Genomic DNA, 22,741 nt, shown 5'->3' on the forward strand with positions numbered 1-22,741 from the left:
ACTATTCATTATGAGAAAGGCTTCTTTCAATTGCACCCTTAGTTGTCATATCACCCAAAGAATATGATGCAAATAACTTAGAAAAATTATCAATATCTTCTAAAAGAGTCAGCTTGCTTTCTCCAGTTTCAGAATCGCGGTGTGCTACAACCACAAAAGGAACTATCTCTGGGCCTAAAGCATCAAGCAAAGCTGGGTTATGGGTAGTAAGTAAAATATCAATTTTTCTTTTTTGACCAATTTCTCGTAGTATCCTTACAAGTAATTCTGCACGCGAGGGATGCAGCCTGTTATCTATTTCTTCAATTACTAGTTGACTACCTTCAGGTTGAGTAAGTAATGCTGTGAGTATTGCTAGAAAGCTGAGAGTTCCATCTGACATAATTTTAGCATCTATCAGTCTCACCTCTCCAGGTTTCCATTCTTCTTCACAGTAAAGCATCGCATCAGTGTTAAGTCTACCAACTGGTTCTGCCCATACTTTTTGAATATCCCTTTCTGGTAAATATTTGATGTAGTGAGATAGAGTTAATTCTACTTCATTTTTTCGTTCTTCAGTTAATGCTGCTAAGACACCAGCAATGTTAGAACCATCACTTTCCAACTTGTCAGATAGTGGTGAATAATCCTGTATCTTAGAGGGAATAGAGTCCAAAATAAATATATTTTCTAGACTTTGAGAAACAACATTAATTGCTTCAACCATTTTCATAGAAAGCCCTATCAACTGGCTAAGTATAGACCGATTGCGCCTAAACTCTTGTGATTTTACAGTACTTGTATCATAGAAGTGTACAGTAATGCTGGGAGTATGAAATGATGGATTATCTGTTTGGAATAATTTTTCTTGATATGGTTCTTCATTATTATTTAAGCTATGTTTAATTAGTATTAAAGACTCATCTAAAAGCTGCGTATGCGGTTTAGTTTCCACAGTAATAGTGTAGAGGTAATCAACTTTAGTATACTTTCCATTTACTAACACGTTGAGCGTAAATTTAGTTTCTGGTTTAAGTGCTGCCCATTCTACACCACCTCGAATAGAACTAAGCGTTTTATCTCCTGCTAATGCCGCTTCAATATTCTCACCTCGTCCTATTCTTTGTAAAAATTCCAAAGCTTCAACCACATTAGACTTACCACTCGCATTTGTACCAATCAGAACAGTCAATGGGTCAAGTGGAAGCTCCGCGTAACGGAAACTTTTCCAGTTTTCCAGGATGAGTTGCTTAAGCATGATCAACTCCAAAAATGCTAAAATTATATTCCTAATACTTTTGATACCAACTGAGGGTGTAAATTGCAGAGTTTAATACACCTTTAAAGTTTCACTCACCTAACCATTCTTCACGAGAAACTCCAGCTTGTCGTAATAGCCGCGATAATAGACCCACACTAATATCACCCTCATGAGGATTGGTAATAATTACAGTAACATCACCTCGCCGCATTTGTGGGTGCTTTCCTCCTGCAAATGGGCCTTCAAAACCCAACTCTTGCAGACGTTTTACTAAATCACGCCAAGAAACAGGGGTTAATCTAGACATTTTTATACAGGTTTGGTCAGTTCATTGAGGTTGATACCAGCAATTACAGGAATCGTTAACCCCAAATGTAACCGTAGCGCCAACCAATCACTTAAAGCTTCTCTTAATTCCCGCCTACATCCTTCTAGCGTTTGATGATTTGCCCAGACTCCTTGTAAACTTGGAATTTCACCCCAATAAGTTTGATCATCTTCAATGATCTCATAAACCGCTAGTTCCATTGCTTGGTCAATGTAGCTTGCCAGCATAGCAATTAAAAAATCTATTACCTATCTAAATTTAGCTCCTAACAGTAGCGTAGGCAAAGCCCGCCGCAGGCATCGCACAATTTTTTCATTCTTCAACATCTCAGCAAAAAACAGCAAAGCCAGCAGACAAAGTAAAAAATTGCGTAATTACTCTATCTAACTGGTTAAATTTCGCCGATTTATTTTTCTGGCGGTAAATCTACACTGTAAAGAATTTTCCCAGCCAAGTTACGCAATGTTACCGTCATCACCTTTGTATTTCCATCAATTTTAACTCCTCCAAAAAATTGCAAACCTTCACTTGGCGGTCGATTTGCTTTTGTACCTGGAGGGAGGCTTTGAAATATCAATTGTGGGCCAAAAGTATTTTCTAATTCGTTTGGCCCAAATGTGCCAGAGTTAAGGGGCCCAGCAACAAACTCCCAAAAAGGCTTGAAGTCGGTAAACTGAGCTTTGGCGGGGTCGTAATAGTGGGCTGCTGCGTAATGTACATCAGCAGTTAACCAAACAACATTCTGGATATTTTTGTTTTTGATAAATCGTAGTAAATCGGCAAGTTCTAATTCTCTTCCTAAAGCTGGGCCATCTCCATTCGCCCAGGCTTCAAAATCTGTGCTACCGTCTCTAACTATCAGTCCCAAAGGCATATCACTAGCAATCACTTTCCATGTCGCTTTTGATGACAGCAATTGCCTTTTCAACCATTGCACTTGTTTTCTGCTCAAAAAATCTGTTTCTTTACTTGGTACTGGCTGATTATTGGGACTATTTGGCCCCCGGTAGGTGCGCTCATCCAGCATGAAAATGTCTAGTAATGGGCCATAGTTGAAAGAGCGATAAATTTTCGCTTTATCTGGATTATTGCTTGCATATCCAATAGGCAGATATTCTAAAAACGCTTGTCTTGCTCTTTGGGCTAGCAAGTTAACATCCTTAACTATATAACGGTCATCGTTGAGGATAATTTGCCCAGGATACCAGTTGTTTCTGGTTTCGTGGTCGTCCCACTGTGCCAATATGGGAACTTCAGCATTGAAATGCTTGATATTTTCATCCAGCAAATTGTATGTATAATTGCCACGAAATTCTGTGAGGGTTTCTGCAACTTTGGATTTTTCTGGTGTGGTGATGTTTTTCCAAATTGTTCCGTCGTCTAAAGTCACTTCTGATTGAATCGGGCTATCAGCATAAATATTATCGCCTGAATGGATAAAAAAATCGGGATGAAGTTGACGCATAGTTTCGTAAATTTTCATCCCACCAAAATCAGGATTAATACCCCATCCTTGACCGGCGGTGTCGCCACCCCAAACAAAGAATATATCTCGTCCAGATTTGGGGGGAGTTCGGAAAGTACCGTGAAAAGGAGCGCTGTAAGTACCTTGATAATCTAAATCTTGGAAAATCACCCGATAAAATAAATTTTGGTCTGGTGGTAGATTCTTCAGATAAAGTCGTGCTGTAAAGTCGCTATTTTTTAAGGCATTAGGCCCGACAACTCGCTGCACATTGCGAAAAGATTCGCTGGTAGAATATTCTACGATCATTTTGGCGGGGCGATCGCTCCGACTCCAAATGACAATGCTATCGTTAGATATGTCTCCGCTTGCTACACCATAAGGTATAGCAGGACGCATTTTATCAGAGGTGATAATTGCAGGTGCTTCGGCAAAAACTGGTGATTTGGCTACAAGATTTGTGGAAATAATTCCACCGGCTGTGATAGCTGAACGTAGCAAAAACTGGCGCCGATTTAGCTTCGATGGGTGATGAGATTCCATACTAAATAATAGCAACCTTAAACTAAAGTATTACAGGATAAGTGTTTACCACACCCTGTTATGGTAATAAGTAAAGATTGAGTTATATAAGGGTTAATAAAATATATTTAGTTTGATCTAATCAGAATGGTAATGTTGATCGTGAACTGGTGTGAGCAAATTTATCCATGACTGCTGCTGTCTCTCTAGAAAATGTCTACAAGTTTTACAACAATGTACCTGTAGTCAATGACCTGTCATTCCAAATTGAAGCGGGAGAGATATTTGCTCTACTTGGCCCAAACGGTGCGGGTAAATCAACCACAATTCGGATGCTGACCACACTCACCAAACCCTCCCAAGGACGGATTGAAGTAGGTGGATATGATGTGATGAGCCAAGCAATGTTGGCAAAACAGAGTATTGGCGTAGTCTTGCAGCAAGTCAGTGTGGATAACGATTTAACCATCTGGGAAAATATGGAACTGCACGGGAGACTACATCACATTAGTAACCCGCAGCGACAAAAATTGATTAATCAATGGCTAGAGTATGTTGAACTGGCAGATAAACGTGATGATTTGGTAAAAACCCTGTCTGGGGGTATGAAACGACGGTTGCAAATTGCGAGAGCTTTATTGCATCAACCGCAAATTTTGTTTTTGGATGAACCAACGGTAGGACTAGACCCCCAAACCAGGCGACGCCTCTGGGAAATTATTCGAGATTTGAATAAACAAGGGATGACGATGCTACTGACGACCCATTATATGGATGAGGTCGAATTTTTGTGCGATGCCTTTGGTTCTACCAAGCCAGGACGCATCGGTATTATGGATAGCGGTAAGCTGATTTCTTTGGGAACTTTACAACAGCTGCGTTCGGCTCACGGTGAAGGTTTGGTGATGAAACAATTAGGTGTGTCTAATGTGGGAAGTGATGGCGCTCGTAATTGGGAATATCTGTTTTTCCCATCCTTGGAAGCAGCAAATATCTACTTGAATGAACAGCCCGATAAAACCGGAATGATGGTGCGTCCCTCTAACCTGGAAGATATTTTTGTGGAATTAACGGGACGCCAGTTAGATTAACCTCATCCTCCTAACTGTCGCAGCATGGCTTCTACCCTTTCTACGCCATCTGAGTCATTGCGCCGCTTGTACAAGTCACGAGCTTTCTGAAGCAAGCTGTTTGCTTGTTTGGTTTGTCGTCGCTGTTTATACATCGAACCCATCAACTCATAAGTCTGGGCATTGTTTTTATCCAAATCGATGGCTTGTTGGTATGCCCAGGTTGCTGCACTATAGTCTCCCATACGAGATTGGGTCACAGCCAATCCTAAATAGGCGTTAACATTGTTACGGTTCAGCTGTATGGCACGACGGTAGCCTTCCTTTGCCCCAGGTGTGTCACCCAAATTGGCTTTGATGTAACCCACAGCGTAGTAAAAATCACTGTTGTTAGGGTTAATAGCGATCGCCCGACGATAAGCTGTTAATGCTGCCTGGTAATTTCCCTGTTGAGCGTATAAATACCCAATGCCTGAATGGATTTTAGCATTCTTGGGATCTAAACTAGCTGCTTGCTGATAAACAGCGATCGCACCACCATAATCGCCGGCATTTACTAACCTCCGTCCTTCTTCTAGCAACTGCTTTAACTCTGGGTTTTTGGCTTGTGCCACTAATACCTGAGCCTGAGCTACAGAAGGTATCGTGAAGGCAAAACATCCTAGTAACACCACACTAAACACGAATGATGTTGGCTTGTACACAGTAAATTTCCTGAAATTTTAGAGAACTTTTTTCTTGTACATTAAAACAAAAATATGGACTTTTGAAAACTGTATTTCTTCGTATTGATTAAGATGTTTATAGTTCATTCTCGTTTCCTTTACATTCAGCGCTACAAACCAGAGTTTTTACTGAAGGATGAAGTATAAGCTATCAATGAGGATGTGAAGTTACCCGACATATAAATCAGTACTATAGCAAAAGGACACCTTTTTTTATCAGTAGTTATACGTGTTACCCGGAAAAACCTAACAGGCATCTAACTTAATTCTAGATGCTGATGCGTCAAGCTTACAGGCTTTGACATTTATTCCGGTTTTTTATTTCATTTAATAATTTGCTGACTCTGTATCCAAATTTTCTCACATTTTTAGTGCTTAATACTACCCTTTGCTCAGTCATCATCCAGACGTTCACATCCTTTTTTGGTCATTACACGATAAGATAAATTTAATCAGTCAAATGTTCCTTTAAGTTCTGGTTTCTGTTTAGGACAATACTAAATCTTAAAGCGCAATCTAAAGTTCTTTGAGAGAATGTTTATGAAATCTGTATTCTGTAATCATAGTTACAGTTGTTAAAGTATTTTGATAAACATTTGAATAATAAATATCAACGCCTATCCTATCTAGGAGATTAATTTATGATTATAACTACCACTGATGTGATTCAAGGAGCCGTGATTGAGTCGTATTTAGGTATTGTCACAGCAGAAGTAGTTTACGGCAGCAATTTCTTGCGGGATTTTTTAGCTGGCATTCGAGATATTATCGGTGGACGCACTGCTAGCTATGAGCGTCTATTTGAGCAGGGTCAACGCAAGGCACTAGAAGAATTAGAACAACGCGCACAACGTTTAGGAGCAAATGCTGTAATCGGAATTGAAATTGATACTGGTACAATCAATCTTGACCAGTCAGGAGTTCTTTTGCTGATTACTGCCACAGGCACTGCTGTAAAGATGCGTTAGTCTTTTATTGCCTGTCTAATTACTTTCTGATGATTTTTTAATAAAGGTTACAAAGTTTTGTATTAAGTCTAATTTTCTGGCGATGGATTATTATATATAGCAGTTAATAACTGTATTTTAACTTCTCAAGAATCATTAAATAATAAATAAATACTGAATTTGATTAAAAATTGTTAAAGGTGTTGGTTTTTTATCACTGAAGATATATTCATTAAATATTTCTATTGATAGATATGAAAACAGATGATTTAGTTATTTAATCTTAAGCATAAACATTTGAATATACCTGAAATATAGTTTGCTGAAACAGCACTGGAGAACATAAGCAATGTCATACGTAAATCGAACAGGTGATGACGTTATTTCTAATGAAGCTGTCGTAGCAGGCCGAGTGGCTGAATATCATGATCTTGTTCGCTGGGGGCCGATTATTTCTGGTTTGTTGGTTGCTTTAGCCACTCAATTAATTTTGAGCGCTATAATTGGTGCGTTTGCGGCAGGCGCAGTTGAAGGTTCAGGTGCACCTAGAAGCATTGCCCCTAATGCTGCGGGTAATGCGGGGCTTTGGTCAACTATCGCTTTACTAATTTCCCTGTTTACTGGTGGTTGGGTTACAACCCGTGCTTGTGGGCCCATGAACCGCAATACAGCTCTTCTCAACGGCGCAATTCTTTGGGCAACGACTTTGGCTGTTAGCTCTTGGCTGTTAGCAAGTGGAGTATCTGGTGCTTTTGGTGTTGCTGCTTCTAACGCTGGGGCAGTCATAAACCAGGTACAACAGCAAGGTAGTGTTAATGTACCACAAACAAACATAAGTGCCCAACAAGCTCGTGACGCAGCAGCTAATTTACGTTCGGGATTGTGGTGGTTTGTGTTTGGTTCTTTATTAGGTTTAATAGCCTCAATGATTGGAGCCGTAACTGGAGCTCGTAGTCCTCGCGCTAAAAATTACAATGCTTAAATAATTGTTTGAAAAATCAATTGTTATTTATTTTAAATAAAAGCACCTTGAAAAAAGGTGCTTTTTATTTATTATTTAAGAGTGGTAGCAGCATATCTTATCTCTTAATATCGCGCTTCTAAGAAACATTTCCGTTTTTTAGAAGCGCGATATTTTGTATGGTTATTTTTTACAAGTAAATGCAACAAAAACTTTACTACCGCATATCACCATTTCAGATATGAGCCTTCAATTCCCTGCTCACGTCGAATTTTGCCATCTTTTTCAAACCAGGCAATTACTTGCTGTGGTGTCAAATCTTCAATAGCAACGCCGTATTCTTGGGCGATATGCTTTAAAAGCTTAAGTGATGAAATTGTCAATCTTGTTAAAAACTTTTCTGGGGAAGACAACAAGGCCGCATCTACTTTTGCTGACTCTTCCAGAGTTAAAAATTGTGCTGATGGTTGCTGTGGTAGTACGTCCATAAACGTTATCTTAAACTTAGTTGGGCATTAGTTATTAAAAAAAAGGACTAATTACTAAATAATAAAGCTTTTACTTGCGAACTTTTACTAAATAGCCACAACGATGTTCGCCATCAATAATCCAGTGGGTGCGTTCTACGGTACAATCTGGTAAGACGGCAGCAAACATTTCTAATTCGTGACCACAGATACTAGGAAAAGACTCGGCAACGTTGGAGATAGCGCAGTTATGCTCCATTAAGATTAAGCGATCGCTCTCAAAGCAATCATTTACATCAACAGCGTGATACTCTGCCATGAAGCCTTCTGCTTTTCTCAATTCTACTAAGTTGGCTACACGTTCCCGCAGTGAACCGCTACCCACGCGATCGCGGTATTCTAGTGCTTTGCGCTGCCACTGTTTCTCTAAAATCGATTTAAATTGGTCATGTCCCATCGTTTCGGCTAAGGTGTCTAGCAGCGAAACCGCAAAATTGCCGTGGCCATCACCAAAGCGATCGCTCATTGTGCGATGCAAGCGATCGCGTCCCTGACGACTCAGTTGATAAATATGCTGCGGACGCCCCATCCCCGCCTGTACTGTTGACGAATACAAAACTAGCTCCTCCGTCTCCAAATCCTTGAGATGGCGACGAATCGCTTGGGGGGTAACGTCTAAAACTTCAGCTAGCTCCAAAGCCGTTGCTTTTTCGTGTTTGTGCAGATACTCTAGGATATCTTGCTTGGTTGAGGACTGGTGAGTAGTCGCCATCTTCTGGTGCGAGACGTTCAGCGAACGTCCCAAAAATTTCTTTGAAAATTTGACTTTGACAACATTGTTGTTGTTAATCTAGCGTAAAATGAAGATAGGTTAAACAACAATGAAGTTGTTTTAGTCTCCACCACTATTCTAGCAGCCGTGTAACCATTCCGTAACGCGAGATGGGAATCGGCTAAAGAAAAGTCCGACTCCCATCCTTATAGAGATTCAAGTTCCGAACACGAGAGATTATTACTGATGAGTGCCACTGTCAAAACCTTAGTCAACCAACCCTACAAGTACGGCTTTATCACCGATATTGAGGCCGACACTATTCCGCGTGGACTAGACGAGGACGTTGTACGCTTGATCTCCTCCAAGAAGAACGAGCCGCAGTTCATGCTGGACTTTCGCCTCAGGGCTTATCGCCAGTGGCAAAAAATGACGGAACCAACTTGGCCGAATGTCAAGTATCCGCCAATCAATTATCAGGATATCATTTACTACTCAGCGCCGAAACGTAAGAAGGAAAAACTAAACAGTTTGGACGAAGTTGATCCAACTCTTTTAGAAACCTTTGAGAAGTTAGGCATTTCCCTATCTGAACAGAAGCGGCTGGCAAATGTCGCCGTTGATGCGATTTTCGATAGCGTCTCTGTCGCTACTACATTTAAAGAAAAGCTAGCGGAAGATGGCGTTATTTTCTGTTCGTTTTCGGAAGCGTTGCAAGAACACCCAGAACTGATCAAAAAATACCTGGGTAGCGTTGTTCCCATCGCTGACAACTATTTTGCCGCCTTGAACGCCGCCGTATTTAGCGATGGTTCCTTTGTCTACATTCCTAAAGGCGTGAAATGCCCAATGGAACTATCTACCTACTTCCGCATCAACTCTGGTGACACGGGACAATTTGAGCGGACTTTGATTGTCGCCGAAGAAGGTAGTTATGTTTCTTACCTCGAAGGTTGCACTGCACCGATGTATGACAGCAACCAGCTGCACGCCGCCGTTGTGGAACTCGTCGCCCTCGACAACGCCGAAATTAAATACTCCACTGTCCAAAACTGGTACGCTGGAGATGCTAACGGTAAAGGTGGTATTTACAACTTTGTCACCAAACGCGGTTTGTGTCAGGGCGTAAATTCCAAGATTTCCTGGACTCAAGTAGAAACAGGTTCGGCAATTACTTGGAAATATCCTAGCTGCGTGTTGGTGGGTGATAACTCTGTGGGTGAGTTTTACTCGGTGGCGCTGACAAATCATAAGCAGCAAGCCGATACCGGCAGCAAAATGATTCACGTTGGTAAGAATACCCGCAGCACAATTATTTCTAAAGGAATCTCCGCAGGTAATTCTAGTAATAGCTACCGGGGTTTGGTGAAAGTTAACCCGACGGCGAAAGGGGCGAGAAATTATTCTCAGTGCGACTCAATGCTGATTGGGGATAATGCCCATGCCAATACTTTCCCCTACATCCAGGTGCAAAATAAGGGTGCGAAGGTGGAGCATGAAGCTTCTACTTCTAAGATTGGGGAAGATCAGTTATTTTACTTTGCTCAACGGGGTATTTCTTCAGAAGATGCCATTTCAATGATGATTAGCGGCTTCTGTAAGGATGTTTTCAATCAGCTACCGATGGAGTTTGCTGTGGAAGCTGATAAGTTGTTGAGTTTGAAGTTGGAAGGCAGTGTCGGATAGCGCTTCTAGTCAGCATTTTACGTCGCTAGAAACCGAAAAGATTAACGCTTGTAGTCAGCACTTTAGCGCTGGAGAAAAGCGCTAAAGCGGCTACTACGAACCAAAAAAGAAGAGAGAGAACATGATTATTGAAAATAGTGAAATTGTGCTGTCAGTAAGGAATCTGACGGCTAATGTTGATGGGACACCGATTCTTAAGGGTGTGAATCTGGAAGTGCGATCGGGTGAAATTCATGCGATTATGGGGCCGAATGGTTCTGGTAAGAGTACTTTTTCTAAGGTGTTGGCTGGACATCCAGCATATCAGGTGACTGGCGGTGAGGTGATTTTTCAGGGGCAAAATCTGCTGGAATTGGAACCGGAAGAACGCGCCAGAAGTGGGGTATTTTTGGCGTTTCAGTATCCGTTAGAAATTCCGGGTGTGAGCAATTTGGATTTCTTGCGGGTGGCGTATAATTCCCGTCGCAAGGCGCAAGGTTTAGAGGAAATAGACGCTTTTGATTTTGACGATTTGATTGAAGAAAAGCTGGATGTGGTGAAGATGAATCCCAGTTTTCTCAGTCGCAGTTTGAATGAAGGGTTTTCTGGTGGTGAGAAAAAGCGGAATGAAATTCTGCAAATGGCTCTGCTGGAACCAAAGTTAGGGATTTTGGATGAGACAGATTCGGGTTTGGATATTGATGCGCTCCGAATTGTGGCCAATGGGGTAAATCAACTGTCTAGCCCTGAAAATGCCACAATTTTGATTACTCACTATCAGCGATTACTTGATTATATTGTGCCTGATTTTGTGCATGTGATGGCACAAGGGCAGATTATCACCAGTGGTGGTAAGGAACTGGCACTTGAATTAGAGTCTCGCGGTTATGACTGGGTGCTAGAAGAATTTGCAGCTGCTGAGGTGGGTGTATAATGAGTATTCAAATATCTCCTAGTCCAGTTCCTAATTCAAATGTAGTCAGTTTGACATCGACTCTGTTAGATAGAGATGATTATCTGACTGGGTTGTTAAATCAAGTAACTGCAACGAAAACAGAAGGTTGGTTGCAGGAATTATGTGAAGGTGCTGCGAATTGGGTACGTCACTCCATTATCCCGACTACCCGCGAGGAAGAATGGCGATTTACTGATTTGTCGTCTTTGCGAAAGGTGCAATTTAATGTAGGGACGGGAAATTACGCATCTTTAGAATTTGATATTTTGCCAGAAGCGGCTAACAGTCGTTTGGTATTTGTTAATGGTGTCTTTGCACCGGAGTTATCCGCAGTTTCAGATTTGCCATCTGGTATTTTGGTGAGTAATTTGACTGGCTTACCTCTGGTTGAGCAGGAGGCTGTACAGCAGTATTTAGCTCAAGCTGAGGGAGCGCAGGAAGTTTTTACCGCTCTCAACACGGCTGGGATAGTTGATGCAGCCGTGGTGTGGGTGAAGAAGAATGTGGTAGTTGAAACGCCAATTCATTTGGTGTTTATTTCGGTTGCTGGGGAGACGGCGACGATTTCACAGCCGCGTTGTTTGGTGGTGGCGGAAGGTGGTTCGCAGGTGACGTTGGTTGAGGAGTATACGAACCGCAGAGGCGCAGAGAAAGGAGTCTATCTTACCAATGCGGTTACAGAAATTTGGGTTGGTGACAATGCCGAGGTGAGTCACACTAGGATTGAGCGAGAAGGTGCAGAGGCTTTTCATATTGGGAAAACTGCGATCGCACAATCTCGTGATAGTCGATATACTTGTCATGCCATAACTTTAGGTGCGAAGTTGTCACGGCACAATTTGGAGATTTTGCAAACTGGTGAGCAGACTGAAACTACTCTCAACGGTTTGACGATAATTTCTGGTAAGCAATTGTCTGATACTCACAGTGCGATCGCACTCAACCATCCTCACGGTACAAGTGACCAATTGCATAAATGTATTGTAGGCGATCGCGCTCATGCGGTGTTCAATGGTAAAGTTTTGGTTCCCAAGCTGGCGCAGTTGACAAATGCAGTCCAGATGAATCGGAATTTGCTGTTATCATCTAAAGCCAGGGTTGATACCAAACCCCAATTGGAAATTACTGCCGATAATGTCAAATGCGCTCACGGTGCTACCGTTAGCCAATTGGAAGATGATGAAATATTCTATCTGCAAAGTCGCGGAATTGATGAAAACGATGCTCGGAAGTTGTTAATTAACGCCTTCGCCGCTGAAATCATCAACCAAATACCAGTTCCCTCTCTGCGAGAAATCCTTTTAAACACAGTCAATAATCTCAAGTCCCTGACTAATGAGTAATAACTAATCTACCAATGACTTTTACCTCTACCAAAACTCTTGCTGATAAAGTTCGCGCTGACTTCCCGATATTACATCAGAAAGTCAACGATAAACCCCTGGTTTATCTCGATAATGCTGCGACATCACAAAAGCCTTTGTTGGTGTTAAATACCCTACGGGATTATTACGAGCAATATAATGCTAATGTGCATCGCGGTGCCCATACCCTAAGTGCTAAAGCTACCGATGCTTATGAAGGTGCTAGAGATAAAGTTGCTAAATTCATTAATGCTGCATCCCGTCAGGAAATCGTCTATACCCGCAACGCAACTGAGGCGATTAACCTAGTAGCCTACAGCTGGGGAATGAATAGTTTGCAGCCTGGAGATGAAATTATTCTGTCGGTGATGGAACACCACAGTAATATTGTGCCTTGGCAATTGGTAGCACAAAGAACAGGTGCAGTACTGAAATTCGTGGAACTGACACCAGAAGAGACTTTTGATTTGTCACAGTTTAAAAAGCTGATTTCCGACAAAACAAAATTGGTGTCGGTGGTGCATATTTCTAATGCTTTGGGTTGTATTAATCCAGTAGAGGAAATTGGTGCGATCGCTCACAAATATGGTGCTAAATTCTTAGTTGATGCTTGTCAAAGTGTCCCTCATTTCCCTATTGATGTACAGCAGATAGATTGTGATTGGTTGGTAGCTTCTGGTCATAAAATGTGTGCGCCAACTGGGATAGGATTTTTGTATGGCAAGCTGGAATTGTTAGAATCAATGCCACCATTTTTTGGTGGTGGTGAGATGATTGCAGAGGTATATTTAGACCATTCCACATACGCCGAATTACCGCATAAATTTGAAGCTGGTACACCTGCGATTGGAGAAGCGATCGCACTTGGTGCTGCGATAGATTATCTTAGCAGTATCGGCATGGATAAAATCCACGCCTACGAAGCAGAATTAACAGCTTATTTGTTCCAACAATTAGAGCAAATTCCCCAAATTAGAATTTACGGCCCCAAACCAAATGCTAAAGGAGAAGGTAGAGCCGCTCTTGCGTCATTCACCGCCGGGGAAGTCCACGCTAACGACTTATCTACATTATTAGATCAAGAAGGCGTTGCTATTCGTTCTGGACATCACTGTACTCAACCATTACACCGTTATTTAGGTCTTGCTGCAACCGCACGAGCAAGTCTATCTTTCTACAACACCCGCGAAGAAATTGATATTTTCATCAAAGCACTGAAAGAAACCCTAGACTTTTTTGCGGGTTTTCTTGCTTAAAGTTACAAAATATTCAGATACTAATTGTGCCAATTATCAGTAACAGAACTTGCTAATAATTGGCACAATTTAATTATTTGGATTCTTTACAAGAGCAACTAAAGTCTCATCCAGTGACTTTACTTTAGATAAGTAGTTCGGCGGGGAAATTAATAATTATGTAACGAAAAATTAAGCACTCCAATTGGAGCTAAATTTAACAAATTATGTGCTGTAATTACATCTTTATCCTCTAGTTTTAACAGCATCAATTCCCGTATAGATATAACTCATCGTCAAACATTTTCCCTGCTAATTTGCTTTTTTTGAGATGCTGCTACTCCAGTTAAATGGGATTCATAAGAGAGCAATATTTAGGTAGAAATAAGATGTATAAACAAAGATTCACAGCCCTATGCTTGGGCGAAATCTTATATCAAAAAGCCAAATAATAAAAGCTGAATCAAGAATGAAAATAACACAACAAAATCGAAATAATGTAATGCAAGTGTTACTCTAGCGTTACACTACAAATGAATTGATATGGTTGCATCGCATGGATTTTCTGACAATTCTAGGATTAGCGGCTGCCACAATAACCACAATCTCTTTTTTGCCACAGATGTTTAAAACGTGGCGAACAAAATCAGCAAAAGATGTTTCTTTGGTGACGCTAATTACATTCATAACTGGTGTTTTTTTGTGGTTAATTTATGGAATATATCTACAATCATTACCAATTATTCTTGCTAATAGCGTGACATTGTTTTTTAACTTGATAATTCTATGGCTTAAAATTAAATATAGATAAAGAAGCCCTGGCGACTATAAATCGAGGCTACACAAACTCTCGTCAGTCTGCGCGGACTAAAATGAAAGCCACGTTCGTGTAGCCTTTCGTTGGCGTAACCGCTTGCCGACAAGAAAATGAAGGGTAGTTTATTACCTGTGTAGACGCGAAGTTCTATGAGACTGCATTATTCAAACACCCAAAAGAAACCCCTGTGACATCATCTGTATTTGACTCTGAACGCCTTCTATTTACACCCACCACCCCAGACACCAACGCTATCCCCATAATCTTCGCTTTTCCCAATGAGTACAGCGTAGGTATCACAAGCCTTGGCTATCAGGTAGTGTGGGCAACTTTTGCAATGCGTGATGATGTGCAGGTGAGTCGCCTGTTTACCGATACTCACGAACAACTCCCCAGAACGCCGGAAATTGTGGGATTTTCTATTTCGTGGGAACTGGATTATGTGAATATTTTAAATTTACTGGAATTTTTAGAAATTCCCATTCGAGGAACCTCTCGTGATGATTCTCATCCAATAATTTTTGGTGGTGGCCCCGTTCTCACTGCTAACCCCGAACCTTTTGCAGATTTTTTTGATGTCGTTTTACTGGGGGATGGCGAAACCCTGTTAGGGAATTTTATTGAGGCTTACAAAGAAGTAAGAAATGCCTCAAGACAAACTCAACTAAAAAGACTTGCACAAATACCAGGAATTTATGTACCTAGTCTATATGAGGTGGAATATCACACAATAGATGGTGCAGTAAAGTCAATTAAACCAATTTCTCCCGAAATTCCCGCAGTGGTGCAAAAGCAGACTTACAGAGGAAATACACTATCGGCTTCGACTGTAGTTACCGAAAAAGCGGCATGGGAAAATATTTACATGGTGGAAGTGGTGAGAAGTTGTCCCGAAATGTGCCGCTTTTGTTTGGCGAGTTATCTCACATTACCTTTTAGAACAGCCAGTCTGGAAGATTCATTAATTCCAGCGATCGCCAAAGGTTTAGAAGTCACAAATCGGTTAGGATTATTGGGGGCTTCAGTAACTCAACATCCAGAATTTGAGACTTTGCTAGATTATATTAGTCAGCCAAAGTACGATGATATCCGTCTCAGTATTGCCTCAGTGCGAACTAATACCGTAACAGTGCAGTTAGCAGAAACTTTGACGAAACGAGACACGCGATCGCTTACCATTGCTGTAGAGAGTGGTTCTGAGAAAATCCGGCAAATCGTCAACAAAAAGCTGCATAACGATGAAATTATCCAAGCAGCCGTAAATGCCAAAGCTGGCGGATTAAAAAGCTTGAAACTCTACGGAATGGCCGGAATTCCTGGTGAAGAAGCAGAAGATTTAGAGCAAACTGTAACGATGATGCGTAATATCAAAAAAGCTGCGCCGGGATTGCGCTTAACATTTGGATGCAGCACCTTTGTACCCAAAGCACACACACCGTTTCAATGGTTTGGAGTAAATCGTCAAGCCGAAAAGCGGTTGCAGTTTTTGCAAAAGCAGCTAAAACCACAGGGGATAGAGTTTCGTCCAGAAAGCTATAATTGGTCAATTATACAAGCTTTGTTATCGAGAGGCGATCGCAGACTCTCCCAACTTCTTGAACTTACTCGTGACTTTGGCGATTCCTTGGGTAGCTACAAACGTGCTTTCAAGCAACTCAAAGGACAAATCCCCGATTTAGATTTCTACGTCCACGCCGAATGGTCAACAGAACAAGTATTACCCTGGAGCCACTTGCAAGGGCCTTTGCCACAGTCTACACTACTAAAGCATTTGGCTGATGCTAAGAGTTATATCAATCCATCCCCAAAAGAATTACAGCCATTGAATTCATAGCTGAAAACTTGATGCAAAACACAGCTGAGTATTACTGCGCCTATTGCGGCGAACCGAACTTAACTTTTATCGATTTGAGTGCTGGGTTACAGCAATCTTACGTTGAAGATTGTCAAGTTTGCTGTAACCCAAATATTCTATATGTGCGGGTTGATGAAGATACCCTAGATATCGAAATTGATACCGAATCCGAAAGTTGAATTTTAGGTTTTTCTTTCCATGCTGCACTTTAAACATTCCTCAGTAATTAATGCCTCACCTGAAGTAGTTTGGAAATTTCACGAAAGGCCAGATATTTTGCAAATATTGAATCCACCTTGGCAACCAGTACAAGTAGTTCGTCGTGAGGGGGGGCTGAATGTAGGCGCTATCACCGAATTTCGCCTGTTTCTCGGCCCATTACCTTTAACTTGGTTAGCGCGTCATACCGAATGTGAAAAAAATCGCCTGTTTACCGACGAACAGATATCTGGCCCCTTTGAATATTGGGTACATCGACATGAATTTGAACCGGAAGATGGCAAAACCAGATTAACTGACGCGATTTCTTTCTCTATGCCTGGTGGAGGAACAGTTGAATTTGTCAGTGGTTGGCTAGTGCAAGCGCAACTAGAAGCAATGTTTCGCTACCGCCACTATGTGACTAAACGAGAATGCGAGTAATTATGAGCATTCTCTTGTAGTAATTGGCTCCAGATTTTTAGCTTACTAGGAGCCATACTTATCATCTTATCTTTCTTAGTTTTGACAATAAAAATCAGTAAATTTTCTAAGAGGATGTTTGAAAAGTCCTTTTCTTAGTAGCAAAACGTTTTATATCCCCCGAAATCCCCCGATAAATTGGGGGATCAACAAGTACCTAAAATCACAGCTAAATACTTTTCAAACAACCTCTAATTTAGATTAGATTCTTTTGACATTATAAATACTATACTATTTTGCTAATTTCAAAGTGTTTCCTGAAAAGCTTGAAAACCTCATCCTTAGAGTTGAGGTTTAATCTTCAGTCTGAACTTTGGAGCGATCGCTTGGCGATGATCATTTTCTAGCTTACATTAGTTTGGGATCTCAACGGCTACAGCATCATGCACGAATTACTCCACTTCATTCCCTACTGTTGCAGCTAATTATGTTACCGTCTTTTCCCCAAGCTTCGGCTACTTAGAAAGTCTCACACCAAAAACATGAGTTATTAAAATCACTATAAATATCATTATTATCACGTAGATAGCCCAACCTCTAAACCAAAAACAGTTGTTGGTTTAGAGATTCTATGTGTAATAATAGTTAAAGTATCTTAATATTTCTAAATATCTTAAAGTATTGGCACTATCCAATGTAAAACACTGACCACTAATAGAGTTTTCTGGCTGGTGGTTAGTGCTTTTTGTGGTGACTATATTTTAGGAATTTTCATCTGAATACTAGGCGGAGTAAAAGCGTGATTCAATTAGAACAACCACCCAGTCATCAAACAAAACTGACTCCAGTAGTGAAAAGTAAATCTCAGTTTAAAGGACTTTTCATTGCTATTGTCATTGTTAGTGTATGGGTCATTAGCTTGAGTTTATTACTTCCCCTTGACATCTCCAAGTTAAAACTTTGGATGCTATTGCCTAGCATAGCTTGGCAGACATTTTTATATACGGGATTATTTATTACATCTCATGATGCTATGCATGGGGTAGTGTTTCCCCAGAACACTAAAATTAACCATCATATTGGGACATTAACCCTGTCTCTTTATGGTCTTTTACCATATAAAAAATTATTGAAAAAGCATTGGTTACACCATCAAAATCCAGCAACTCAAATAGACCCAGATTTTCATAATGGTAAACACAAAAACTTCTTTGCTTGGTATTTACACTTCATGAAAGGTTACTGGAGTTGGGGACAAATAATTGCCCTAAGCATTATTTATAACTTTGCAAAATATATACTACATATACCCAGTGATAATCTAAATTACTTTTGGGTGTTTCCTTCTCTTTTAAGTTCATTCCAATTATTTTATTTTGGTACTTTCCTCCCACATAGCGAACCAATCGGAGGCTATATTCAGCCTCATTGTGCCCAAACGATTAGCCGTCCAATTTGGTGGTCATTTATCACCTGCTATCATTTTGGCTACCACGAAGAACATCACGAGTATCCTCATGTTCCTTGGTGGCAGTTACCAGAAATTTTCAAAGCGAAATAGTTCTGATTTATCTAATAAATAAGTGGGCGTGAATAATTAAAGGTTTGTAGTCAGCGTCTCCAGCCCTTAAAATAACTCTGGGGCTGCTTACTAAGAGAAAATTTATTCTGCTTATGTCAATTAATAATTCTCGTTTTGTAACCTATAGCCCTGCTTATACAATCGTTCCCACTTACGAGTGCTTTAATCGGTGTAGTTACTGCAACTTTCGCAGCGAACCCGGTAAAAGTCCCTGGATGAGTCTTTCAGATGCAGACAATATTTTAAAACCACTTCAAAACGAAAAAGTCTGTGAAATTCTCATACTTAGCGGTGAAGTGCATCCCCATTCGGCAAAGCGTCAGGCGTGGTTTGGGCGGATTTATGATTTGTGTGAATTAGCGCTTTCAATGGGGTTTTTACCGCATACAAATGCGGGGCCACTGAGTTTTGAGGAAATGCAAAAGCTCAAGGGTGTGAATGTTTCGATGGGGCTGATGTTGGAACAGTTAACGCCAACATTGTTAAATAGTGTACATCGGCACGCACCGAGTAAATTACCAGAAGTTCGTTTACAACAATTGCAATGGGCGGGAGAGTTAAAGATTCCCTTTACAACTGGGTTACTGTTGGGAATTGGGGAAACAGTTGATGATTGGTGGGAAACATTAACAGCTATATCTGACTTGCATCAACGTTATCACCACATTCAAGAAGTTATCTTGCAACCTCATAGTCCAGGACATCAGCAAACCTTTGATGCACCTCCCTTTGATCCCCATCAGTTACCAGAAGTCATTTTTCGGGCGCGTCAGATTTTACCGCCAGATATTACTATTCAAATTCCGCCCAATTTAGTTAAAGATGACCAATGGTTACTCGCTTGTATGGAAGCTGGTGCGAGAGATTTGGGCGGAATTGGGCCAAAAGATGAAGTGAATCCCGATTATCCCCATGTTCAGGAACAGGCATTAAGAGAAATTTTACAACCTGCGGGGTGGGAATTGGTGCCGCGATCGCCAGTTTATCCGCAATTTGATAGCTGGTTGTCGGGGGAATTACAAACAGCAGTGAGACAGTGGCGAAAAATTTTAACACCAGTTTCTCTTTTGTAAGAACAGGGAAGTAGAGATTTTCCCATCTAGAACACCAATTCAGTAATCCTGAAAGAACCTCTCCCCCAACCCCTCTCCGAAGCGGAGAGGGGAGTTTGGCTCCCCCTTCCCTACTAGGGAAGGGCGCTGGGGGGTTAGGTTTTGATAACTGAATCGATACTCTATTAGTTGATGAGTCTTTGAACTCCGTTAACGAGTCTTTGAACTGGATGAATCCACCTCTGAACTCCGTTAACGAGTCTTTGAACTGGATGAATCCACCTTTGAACTCCGTTAACGAGTCTTTGAACTGGATGAATCCACCTCTGAACTCCGTTGACGAGTCTTTGAACTGGATGAATCCACCTCTGAACTCCGTTAACGAGTCTTTGAACTGGATGAATCCACCTCTGAACTCCGTTAACGAGTCTTTGAACTGGATGAACGCACTTCAATACTCTATAATCTCGATTATTATAAGCATCATTGCTATATTTTTTACCTATGGTTAATAGTACTGACTTACTCTCAAACCTCTACAACGCCTTTAACCCCTTTGAACCCTTACCCGCAGGTGATCCAAAATATGTAGATTGTCAAGATGTGCGGGGAGATGCGGATATTGAGCAAGAGTTGGGAAATCGGATGCAATTGGCAAATACAAATACTTGCCAATTGTATTCTGGTCATCGGGGTGCGGGAAAGTCTACAGAATTACTCAGGTTAAAGAAATATTTAGAAAATCGGCAATTTTATGTGGTCTATTTTGCGGCTGATGAAGAAGATATCGATTCTGAAGATGCCCAATATACAGATATACTCCTCGCCTGTACCCGCCGTTTGCTCAAAGATTTAAAAGGAATTGCTAGTCCTGACCCTATACTCAACTGGTTAAATAGTCGTTGGGAAGATTTAAAAGATTTAGCGCTGACTCCCATAGAGTTTGAGAAGATGGCTGTAGAAGTGCAGCTTGCTCAATTCGCCAAGTTGACCGCAAATATAAGAGCTGTTCCTGAATTACGCCAGAAGATTCGCCAAAAAATCAATCCCCACACCGTCACTTTAATTCAGGTGTTAAATGAGTTTCTGGTGGATGCAAAACAGCACTTACCTAATGGCTACAATAAACTGGCGGTAATTGTCGATAATTTAGACCGGATGGTGTTAGTCAAAGACGGCGACGGCCGCACCAACTATGAGGAAGTCTTTTTAGACCGTAGCGAACAACTCCAAGCTTTAGATTGCCATTTGATTTACACTGTCCCCATTTCAATGGTCTATTCTACCAGAGCAACAGACCTCAGAGATATCTACGGCGACCCCCAAATTTTGCCGATGATTATGGTAAACACTCTCAAGGGGGACATTTACCAGCCAGGACTCAAGAAAGTTAAGGAAGTAATTAACAAGCGAGTCCGGCAAATTGCACCCGAACTATCACTAGAAAAGGAAATTTTCGACAGTCCCCAAACCTTAGACAGACTTTGTTTGATGAGTGGAGGTCATGTGAGAAATTTGCTATTGTTAACTCAAGATGCCATTGGACGCACTGAAGAATTACCTGTTTCAGAAAAGGCGGTGCGACGAGCGATTACTCAAGCCAGAGATACTTATCGCCGCGCTGTGGAAAATAATCAATGGTGTCTTTTAGCGGAAGTGTCTTGTTCTAAGCGCATTATTAATGATGACTTGTATCGGAGTTTGATGTATAATCGCTGTCTTTTAGAATACCGCTATTTGGATGGTGATGGAGAGATGCAGCGTTGGTATGATATTCATCCATTGATTCAAGGAATTCCAGAATTTAAGGAAGCCGTAGCGAAACTTTCATGAACCCAAATTTAAATGATTGGGATGATGATTTACCCGCAGAACCTGAAGAAGCTTATCAAGACTTGCTTCGCGCACTGAAGCGAAAATCAGGATTTGGTTTATTTTTTGTGCAATGTACACCTGGGGAAGCAGACAAGTTTATTGTCAAACTTCCCCAGGAGATTCCGCAGAAGAAGGTTGAAGTTTTGCGCTTTGTCGAGTCGATTGATAATTTATATCAGCCAGTAGCAGAGTTTGTTAAAGACAAGCAAATTGAGATTTTATTGATTAAAGGTCTGGAATATTCTTTATATAAGTATGAAAAAAGAAGTTTTGGTGAAATTACTGAAGGAAAATTTAGCAGTTTAACCAGTGTTCCGCATATTTTAAATCACTTAAATCAACAGCGAGAACGCTTTAGAGATGATTTTTCAATTAGCTTTGTTTTTCTTTTGCGTTCATTTTCGATAAACTATTTTATTCATCGCGCCCCAGATTTTTTTGATTGGCGTTCTGGGGTCTTTGAATTACCTACAACACCAGATTTAGTAGAACAAGAATCAAATCGCCTGCTGTTGGAAGGAAACTATGAGAAATATCTAAAACTCAGTCAGGAACAAAAAATTGAGAAAGTCTTGGAAATTCAAGACTTGCTAATAGAAAAAGATCAGACAGATAATCGTAAGGTCAGTTTACTACTTGAACTAGGGAATTTATTAATTACTGGTAACGAAGATGAAGAAGCGATCGCATCCTACGACCAAGCACTGAAATTTCAACCAGATTACCACGAAGCTTGGTACAATCGGGGCTATGTGCTAGGCAATTTAGGACGCTTTGAAGAAGCGATCGCATCCTACGACCAAGCACTGAAATTTCAACCAGATTACCACCAAGCTTGGTACAATCGGGGCTATGCGCTAGATAATTTAGGACGCTTTGAAGAAGCGATCGCATCCTACGACCAAGCACTGAAATTTCAACCAGATAAAGACCAAGCTTGGTACAATCGGGGCAATGCGCTAGGCAATTTAGGACGGAATGAAGAAGCGATCGCATCCTACGACCAAGCACTGAAATTTCAACCAGATTACCACGAAGCTTGGTACAATCGGGGCAATGCGCTAGGCAATTTAGGACGCAATGAAGAAGCGATCGCATCCTACGACCAAGCACTGAAATTTCAACCAGATTACCACGAAGCTTGGTACAATCGGGGCTATGCGCTAGGCAATTTAGGACGGAATGAAGAAGCGATCGCATCCTACGACCAAGCACTGAAATTT

24 protein-coding genes are annotated in these 22,741 nt (G+C 41.1%); 16 read left to right on the forward strand and 8 right to left on the reverse strand.

What is annotated here, in order from left to right; all coding sequences use genetic code 11:
• Position 1 precedes the first annotated feature (1 nt).
• From V7K62_RS06630 to V7K62_RS06645, 4 genes are all read right to left on the reverse strand, one after another.
• Positions 2 to 1,237, reverse strand: a complete 1,236-nt coding sequence (locus tag V7K62_RS06630) for an AAA family ATPase (protein ID WP_334862892.1) — start codon at positions 1,235 to 1,237, stop codon at positions 2 to 4.
• Between the two features lie 91 nt (positions 1,238 to 1,328).
• Positions 1,329 to 1,547, reverse strand: a complete 219-nt coding sequence (locus V7K62_RS06635; protein WP_334862894.1) for a type II toxin-antitoxin system HicA family toxin — start codon at positions 1,545 to 1,547, stop codon at positions 1,329 to 1,331.
• Positions 1,548 to 1,549: 2 nt separating this feature from the next.
• On the reverse strand, positions 1,550 to 1,795 hold the full coding sequence (locus V7K62_RS06640) for a type II toxin-antitoxin system HicB family antitoxin (protein WP_334862896.1): 246 nt from the start codon (positions 1,793 to 1,795) through the stop codon (positions 1,550 to 1,552).
• A 179-nt stretch (positions 1,796 to 1,974) separates the two neighbouring features.
• Positions 1,975 to 3,576, reverse strand: coding sequence for an alkaline phosphatase D family protein (locus tag V7K62_RS06645; RefSeq protein WP_334862898.1), 1,602 nt, complete (start codon positions 3,574 to 3,576; stop codon positions 1,975 to 1,977).
• 167 nt (positions 3,577 to 3,743) lie between these two features.
• On the opposite strand from V7K62_RS06645, the gene V7K62_RS06650 reads away from it, so the two are divergent.
• On the forward strand, positions 3,744 to 4,646 hold the full coding sequence (locus V7K62_RS06650) for an ABC transporter ATP-binding protein (protein ID WP_334862900.1): 903 nt from the start codon (positions 3,744 to 3,746) through the stop codon (positions 4,644 to 4,646).
• 2 nt (positions 4,647 to 4,648) lie between these two features.
• Here V7K62_RS06650 and V7K62_RS06655 read toward each other — a convergent pair whose 3' ends face one another.
• Complete coding sequence (locus tag V7K62_RS06655; RefSeq protein WP_334862902.1) at positions 4,649 to 5,329, reverse strand: tetratricopeptide repeat protein; 681 nt, start codon at positions 5,327 to 5,329, stop codon at positions 4,649 to 4,651.
• Positions 5,330 to 5,991: 662 nt separating this feature from the next.
• On the opposite strand from V7K62_RS06655, the gene V7K62_RS06660 reads away from it, so the two are divergent.
• Together V7K62_RS06660 and V7K62_RS06665 are read left to right on the forward strand one after the other, a co-directional pair.
• On the forward strand, positions 5,992 to 6,318 hold the full coding sequence (locus V7K62_RS06660) for a YbjQ family protein (RefSeq protein WP_012411120.1): 327 nt from the start codon (positions 5,992 to 5,994) through the stop codon (positions 6,316 to 6,318).
• A 328-nt stretch (positions 6,319 to 6,646) separates the two neighbouring features.
• A complete protein-coding gene (locus tag V7K62_RS06665) occupies positions 6,647 to 7,279 on the forward strand; it encodes a hypothetical protein (protein WP_334862905.1) in 633 nt (210 codons plus the stop codon).
• Positions 7,280 to 7,485: 206 nt separating this feature from the next.
• Here V7K62_RS06665 and V7K62_RS06670 read toward each other — a convergent pair whose 3' ends face one another.
• Both V7K62_RS06670 and sufR read right to left on the reverse strand, forming a co-directional pair.
• On the reverse strand, positions 7,486 to 7,746 hold the full coding sequence (locus tag V7K62_RS06670; protein ID WP_334862907.1) for a hypothetical protein: 261 nt from the start codon (positions 7,744 to 7,746) through the stop codon (positions 7,486 to 7,488).
• 70 nt (positions 7,747 to 7,816) lie between these two features.
• Positions 7,817 to 8,497, reverse strand: a complete 681-nt coding sequence (gene sufR / locus V7K62_RS06675) for an iron-sulfur cluster biosynthesis transcriptional regulator SufR (protein WP_334862943.1) — start codon at positions 8,495 to 8,497, stop codon at positions 7,817 to 7,819.
• Positions 8,498 to 8,743: 246 nt separating this feature from the next.
• Between sufR and sufB the strand changes: the two genes are divergently transcribed.
• From sufB to V7K62_RS06695, 4 genes are all read left to right on the forward strand, one after another.
• Positions 8,744 to 10,183: a Fe-S cluster assembly protein SufB gene (sufB, locus tag V7K62_RS06680; protein WP_334862909.1), complete on the forward strand. Its 1,440-nt coding sequence runs from the start codon at positions 8,744 to 8,746 to the stop codon at positions 10,181 to 10,183.
• Positions 10,184 to 10,304: 121 nt separating this feature from the next.
• Complete coding sequence (gene sufC / locus V7K62_RS06685; protein WP_334862911.1) at positions 10,305 to 11,096, forward strand: Fe-S cluster assembly ATPase SufC; 792 nt, start codon at positions 10,305 to 10,307, stop codon at positions 11,094 to 11,096.
• Positions 11,096 to 12,460 (forward strand): Fe-S cluster assembly protein SufD, encoded by a 1,365-nt coding sequence (gene sufD / locus V7K62_RS06690; RefSeq protein ID WP_334862913.1) that lies wholly within the window; start codon positions 11,096 to 11,098, stop codon positions 12,458 to 12,460. The genes sufC and sufD overlap by 1 nt, the downstream gene beginning before the upstream one ends.
• Before the next feature lie 14 nt (positions 12,461 to 12,474).
• Positions 12,475 to 13,737, forward strand: a complete 1,263-nt coding sequence (locus V7K62_RS06695; RefSeq protein WP_334862915.1) for a cysteine desulfurase — start codon at positions 12,475 to 12,477, stop codon at positions 13,735 to 13,737.
• 501 nt (positions 13,738 to 14,238) lie between these two features.
• Here V7K62_RS06695 and V7K62_RS06700 read toward each other — a convergent pair.
• On the reverse strand, positions 14,239 to 14,403 hold the full coding sequence (locus tag V7K62_RS06700) for a hypothetical protein (RefSeq protein WP_334862946.1): 165 nt from the start codon (positions 14,401 to 14,403) through the stop codon (positions 14,239 to 14,241).
• On the opposite strand from V7K62_RS06700, the gene V7K62_RS06705 reads away from it, so the two are divergent.
• From V7K62_RS06705 to V7K62_RS06745, 9 genes are all read left to right on the forward strand, one after another.
• A complete protein-coding gene (locus V7K62_RS06705; RefSeq protein ID WP_334862945.1) occupies positions 14,330 to 14,527 on the forward strand; it encodes a SemiSWEET transporter in 198 nt (65 codons plus the stop codon). The genes V7K62_RS06700 and V7K62_RS06705 overlap by 74 nt on opposite strands.
• A 193-nt stretch (positions 14,528 to 14,720) precedes the next feature.
• Complete coding sequence (locus tag V7K62_RS06710; protein ID WP_334862917.1) at positions 14,721 to 16,367, forward strand: B12-binding domain-containing radical SAM protein; 1,647 nt, start codon at positions 14,721 to 14,723, stop codon at positions 16,365 to 16,367.
• An 11-nt stretch (positions 16,368 to 16,378) separates the two neighbouring features.
• Positions 16,379 to 16,567, forward strand: coding sequence for a CPXCG motif-containing cysteine-rich protein (locus V7K62_RS06715; RefSeq protein ID WP_334862919.1), 189 nt, complete (start codon positions 16,379 to 16,381; stop codon positions 16,565 to 16,567).
• Between the two features lie 19 nt (positions 16,568 to 16,586).
• Positions 16,587 to 17,030, forward strand: coding sequence for an SRPBCC family protein (locus V7K62_RS06720; RefSeq protein ID WP_334862921.1), 444 nt, complete (start codon positions 16,587 to 16,589; stop codon positions 17,028 to 17,030).
• Positions 17,031 to 17,808: 778 nt separating this feature from the next.
• Positions 17,809 to 18,570 carry a beta-carotene ketolase CrtW gene (gene crtW, locus V7K62_RS06725; RefSeq protein ID WP_334862923.1) on the forward strand — a complete coding sequence of 254 codons (762 nt, stop codon included), beginning with the start codon at positions 17,809 to 17,811 and terminating at the stop codon, positions 18,568 to 18,570.
• Between the two features lie 113 nt (positions 18,571 to 18,683).
• Entirely contained in the window at positions 18,684 to 19,664 is a 981-nt protein-coding gene (gene cofG / locus V7K62_RS06730) for a 7,8-didemethyl-8-hydroxy-5-deazariboflavin synthase subunit CofG (RefSeq protein ID WP_334862925.1), read from the forward strand.
• A 179-nt stretch (positions 19,665 to 19,843) separates the two neighbouring features.
• Complete coding sequence (locus V7K62_RS06735; RefSeq protein ID WP_334862927.1) at positions 19,844 to 20,155, forward strand: hypothetical protein; 312 nt, start codon at positions 19,844 to 19,846, stop codon at positions 20,153 to 20,155.
• Positions 20,148 to 21,476 carry an ATP-binding protein gene (locus V7K62_RS06740; RefSeq protein ID WP_334862929.1) on the forward strand — a complete coding sequence of 443 codons (1,329 nt, stop codon included), beginning with the start codon at positions 20,148 to 20,150 and terminating at the stop codon, positions 21,474 to 21,476. Before V7K62_RS06735 ends, V7K62_RS06740 begins: the two co-directional genes overlap by 8 nt.
• A partial coding sequence (locus tag V7K62_RS06745) for a tetratricopeptide repeat protein (RefSeq protein WP_334862931.1) occupies positions 21,473 to 22,741 on the forward strand: 1,269 nt, incomplete at its 3' end. The genes V7K62_RS06740 and V7K62_RS06745, both read left to right, overlap by 4 nt.

The sequence above is a fragment of the Nostoc sp. genome, assembly GCF_036917935.1.
GTDB lineage: Bacteria > Cyanobacteriota > Cyanobacteriia > Cyanobacteriales > Nostocaceae > Nostoc.

What these genes read in the sequence shown, in the direction of transcription:
- V7K62_RS06630 (WP_334862892.1), bottom strand. Translation starts at nt 1,237, where the DNA reads ATGCTTAAGCAACTCATCCTGGAAAACTGGAAAAGTTTCCGTTACGCG.
- V7K62_RS06635 (WP_334862894.1), bottom strand. Translation starts at nt 1,547, where the DNA reads ATGTCTAGATTAACCCCTGTTTCTTGGCGTGATTTAGTAAAACGTCTG.
- V7K62_RS06640 (WP_334862896.1), bottom strand. Translation starts at nt 1,795, where the DNA reads ATGCTGGCAAGCTACATTGACCAAGCAATGGAACTAGCGGTTTATGAG.
- V7K62_RS06645 (WP_334862898.1), bottom strand. Translation starts at nt 3,576, where the DNA reads ATGGAATCTCATCACCCATCGAAGCTAAATCGGCGCCAGTTTTTGCTA.
- V7K62_RS06650 (WP_334862900.1), top strand. Translation starts at nt 3,744, where the DNA reads ATGACTGCTGCTGTCTCTCTAGAAAATGTCTACAAGTTTTACAACAAT.
- V7K62_RS06660 (WP_012411120.1), top strand. Translation starts at nt 5,992, where the DNA reads ATGATTATAACTACCACTGATGTGATTCAAGGAGCCGTGATTGAGTCG.
- V7K62_RS06665 (WP_334862905.1), top strand. Translation starts at nt 6,647, where the DNA reads ATGTCATACGTAAATCGAACAGGTGATGACGTTATTTCTAATGAAGCT.
- V7K62_RS06670 (WP_334862907.1), bottom strand. Translation starts at nt 7,746, where the DNA reads ATGGACGTACTACCACAGCAACCATCAGCACAATTTTTAACTCTGGAA.
- sufR (WP_334862943.1), bottom strand. Translation starts at nt 8,497, where the DNA reads ATGGCGACTACTCACCAGTCCTCAACCAAGCAAGATATCCTAGAGTAT.
- sufB (WP_334862909.1), top strand. Translation starts at nt 8,744, where the DNA reads ATGAGTGCCACTGTCAAAACCTTAGTCAACCAACCCTACAAGTACGGC.
- sufC (WP_334862911.1), top strand. Translation starts at nt 10,305, where the DNA reads ATGATTATTGAAAATAGTGAAATTGTGCTGTCAGTAAGGAATCTGACG.
- sufD (WP_334862913.1), top strand. Translation starts at nt 11,096, where the DNA reads ATGAGTATTCAAATATCTCCTAGTCCAGTTCCTAATTCAAATGTAGTC.
- V7K62_RS06695 (WP_334862915.1), top strand. Translation starts at nt 12,475, where the DNA reads ATGACTTTTACCTCTACCAAAACTCTTGCTGATAAAGTTCGCGCTGAC.
- V7K62_RS06700 (WP_334862946.1), bottom strand. Translation starts at nt 14,403, where the DNA reads ATGAATGTAATTAGCGTCACCAAAGAAACATCTTTTGCTGATTTTGTT.
- V7K62_RS06715 (WP_334862919.1), top strand. Translation starts at nt 16,379, where the DNA reads ATGCAAAACACAGCTGAGTATTACTGCGCCTATTGCGGCGAACCGAAC.
- V7K62_RS06720 (WP_334862921.1), top strand. Translation starts at nt 16,587, where the DNA reads ATGCTGCACTTTAAACATTCCTCAGTAATTAATGCCTCACCTGAAGTA.
- cofG (WP_334862925.1), top strand. Translation starts at nt 18,684, where the DNA reads ATGTCAATTAATAATTCTCGTTTTGTAACCTATAGCCCTGCTTATACA.
- V7K62_RS06740 (WP_334862929.1), top strand. Translation starts at nt 20,148, where the DNA reads ATGGTTAATAGTACTGACTTACTCTCAAACCTCTACAACGCCTTTAAC.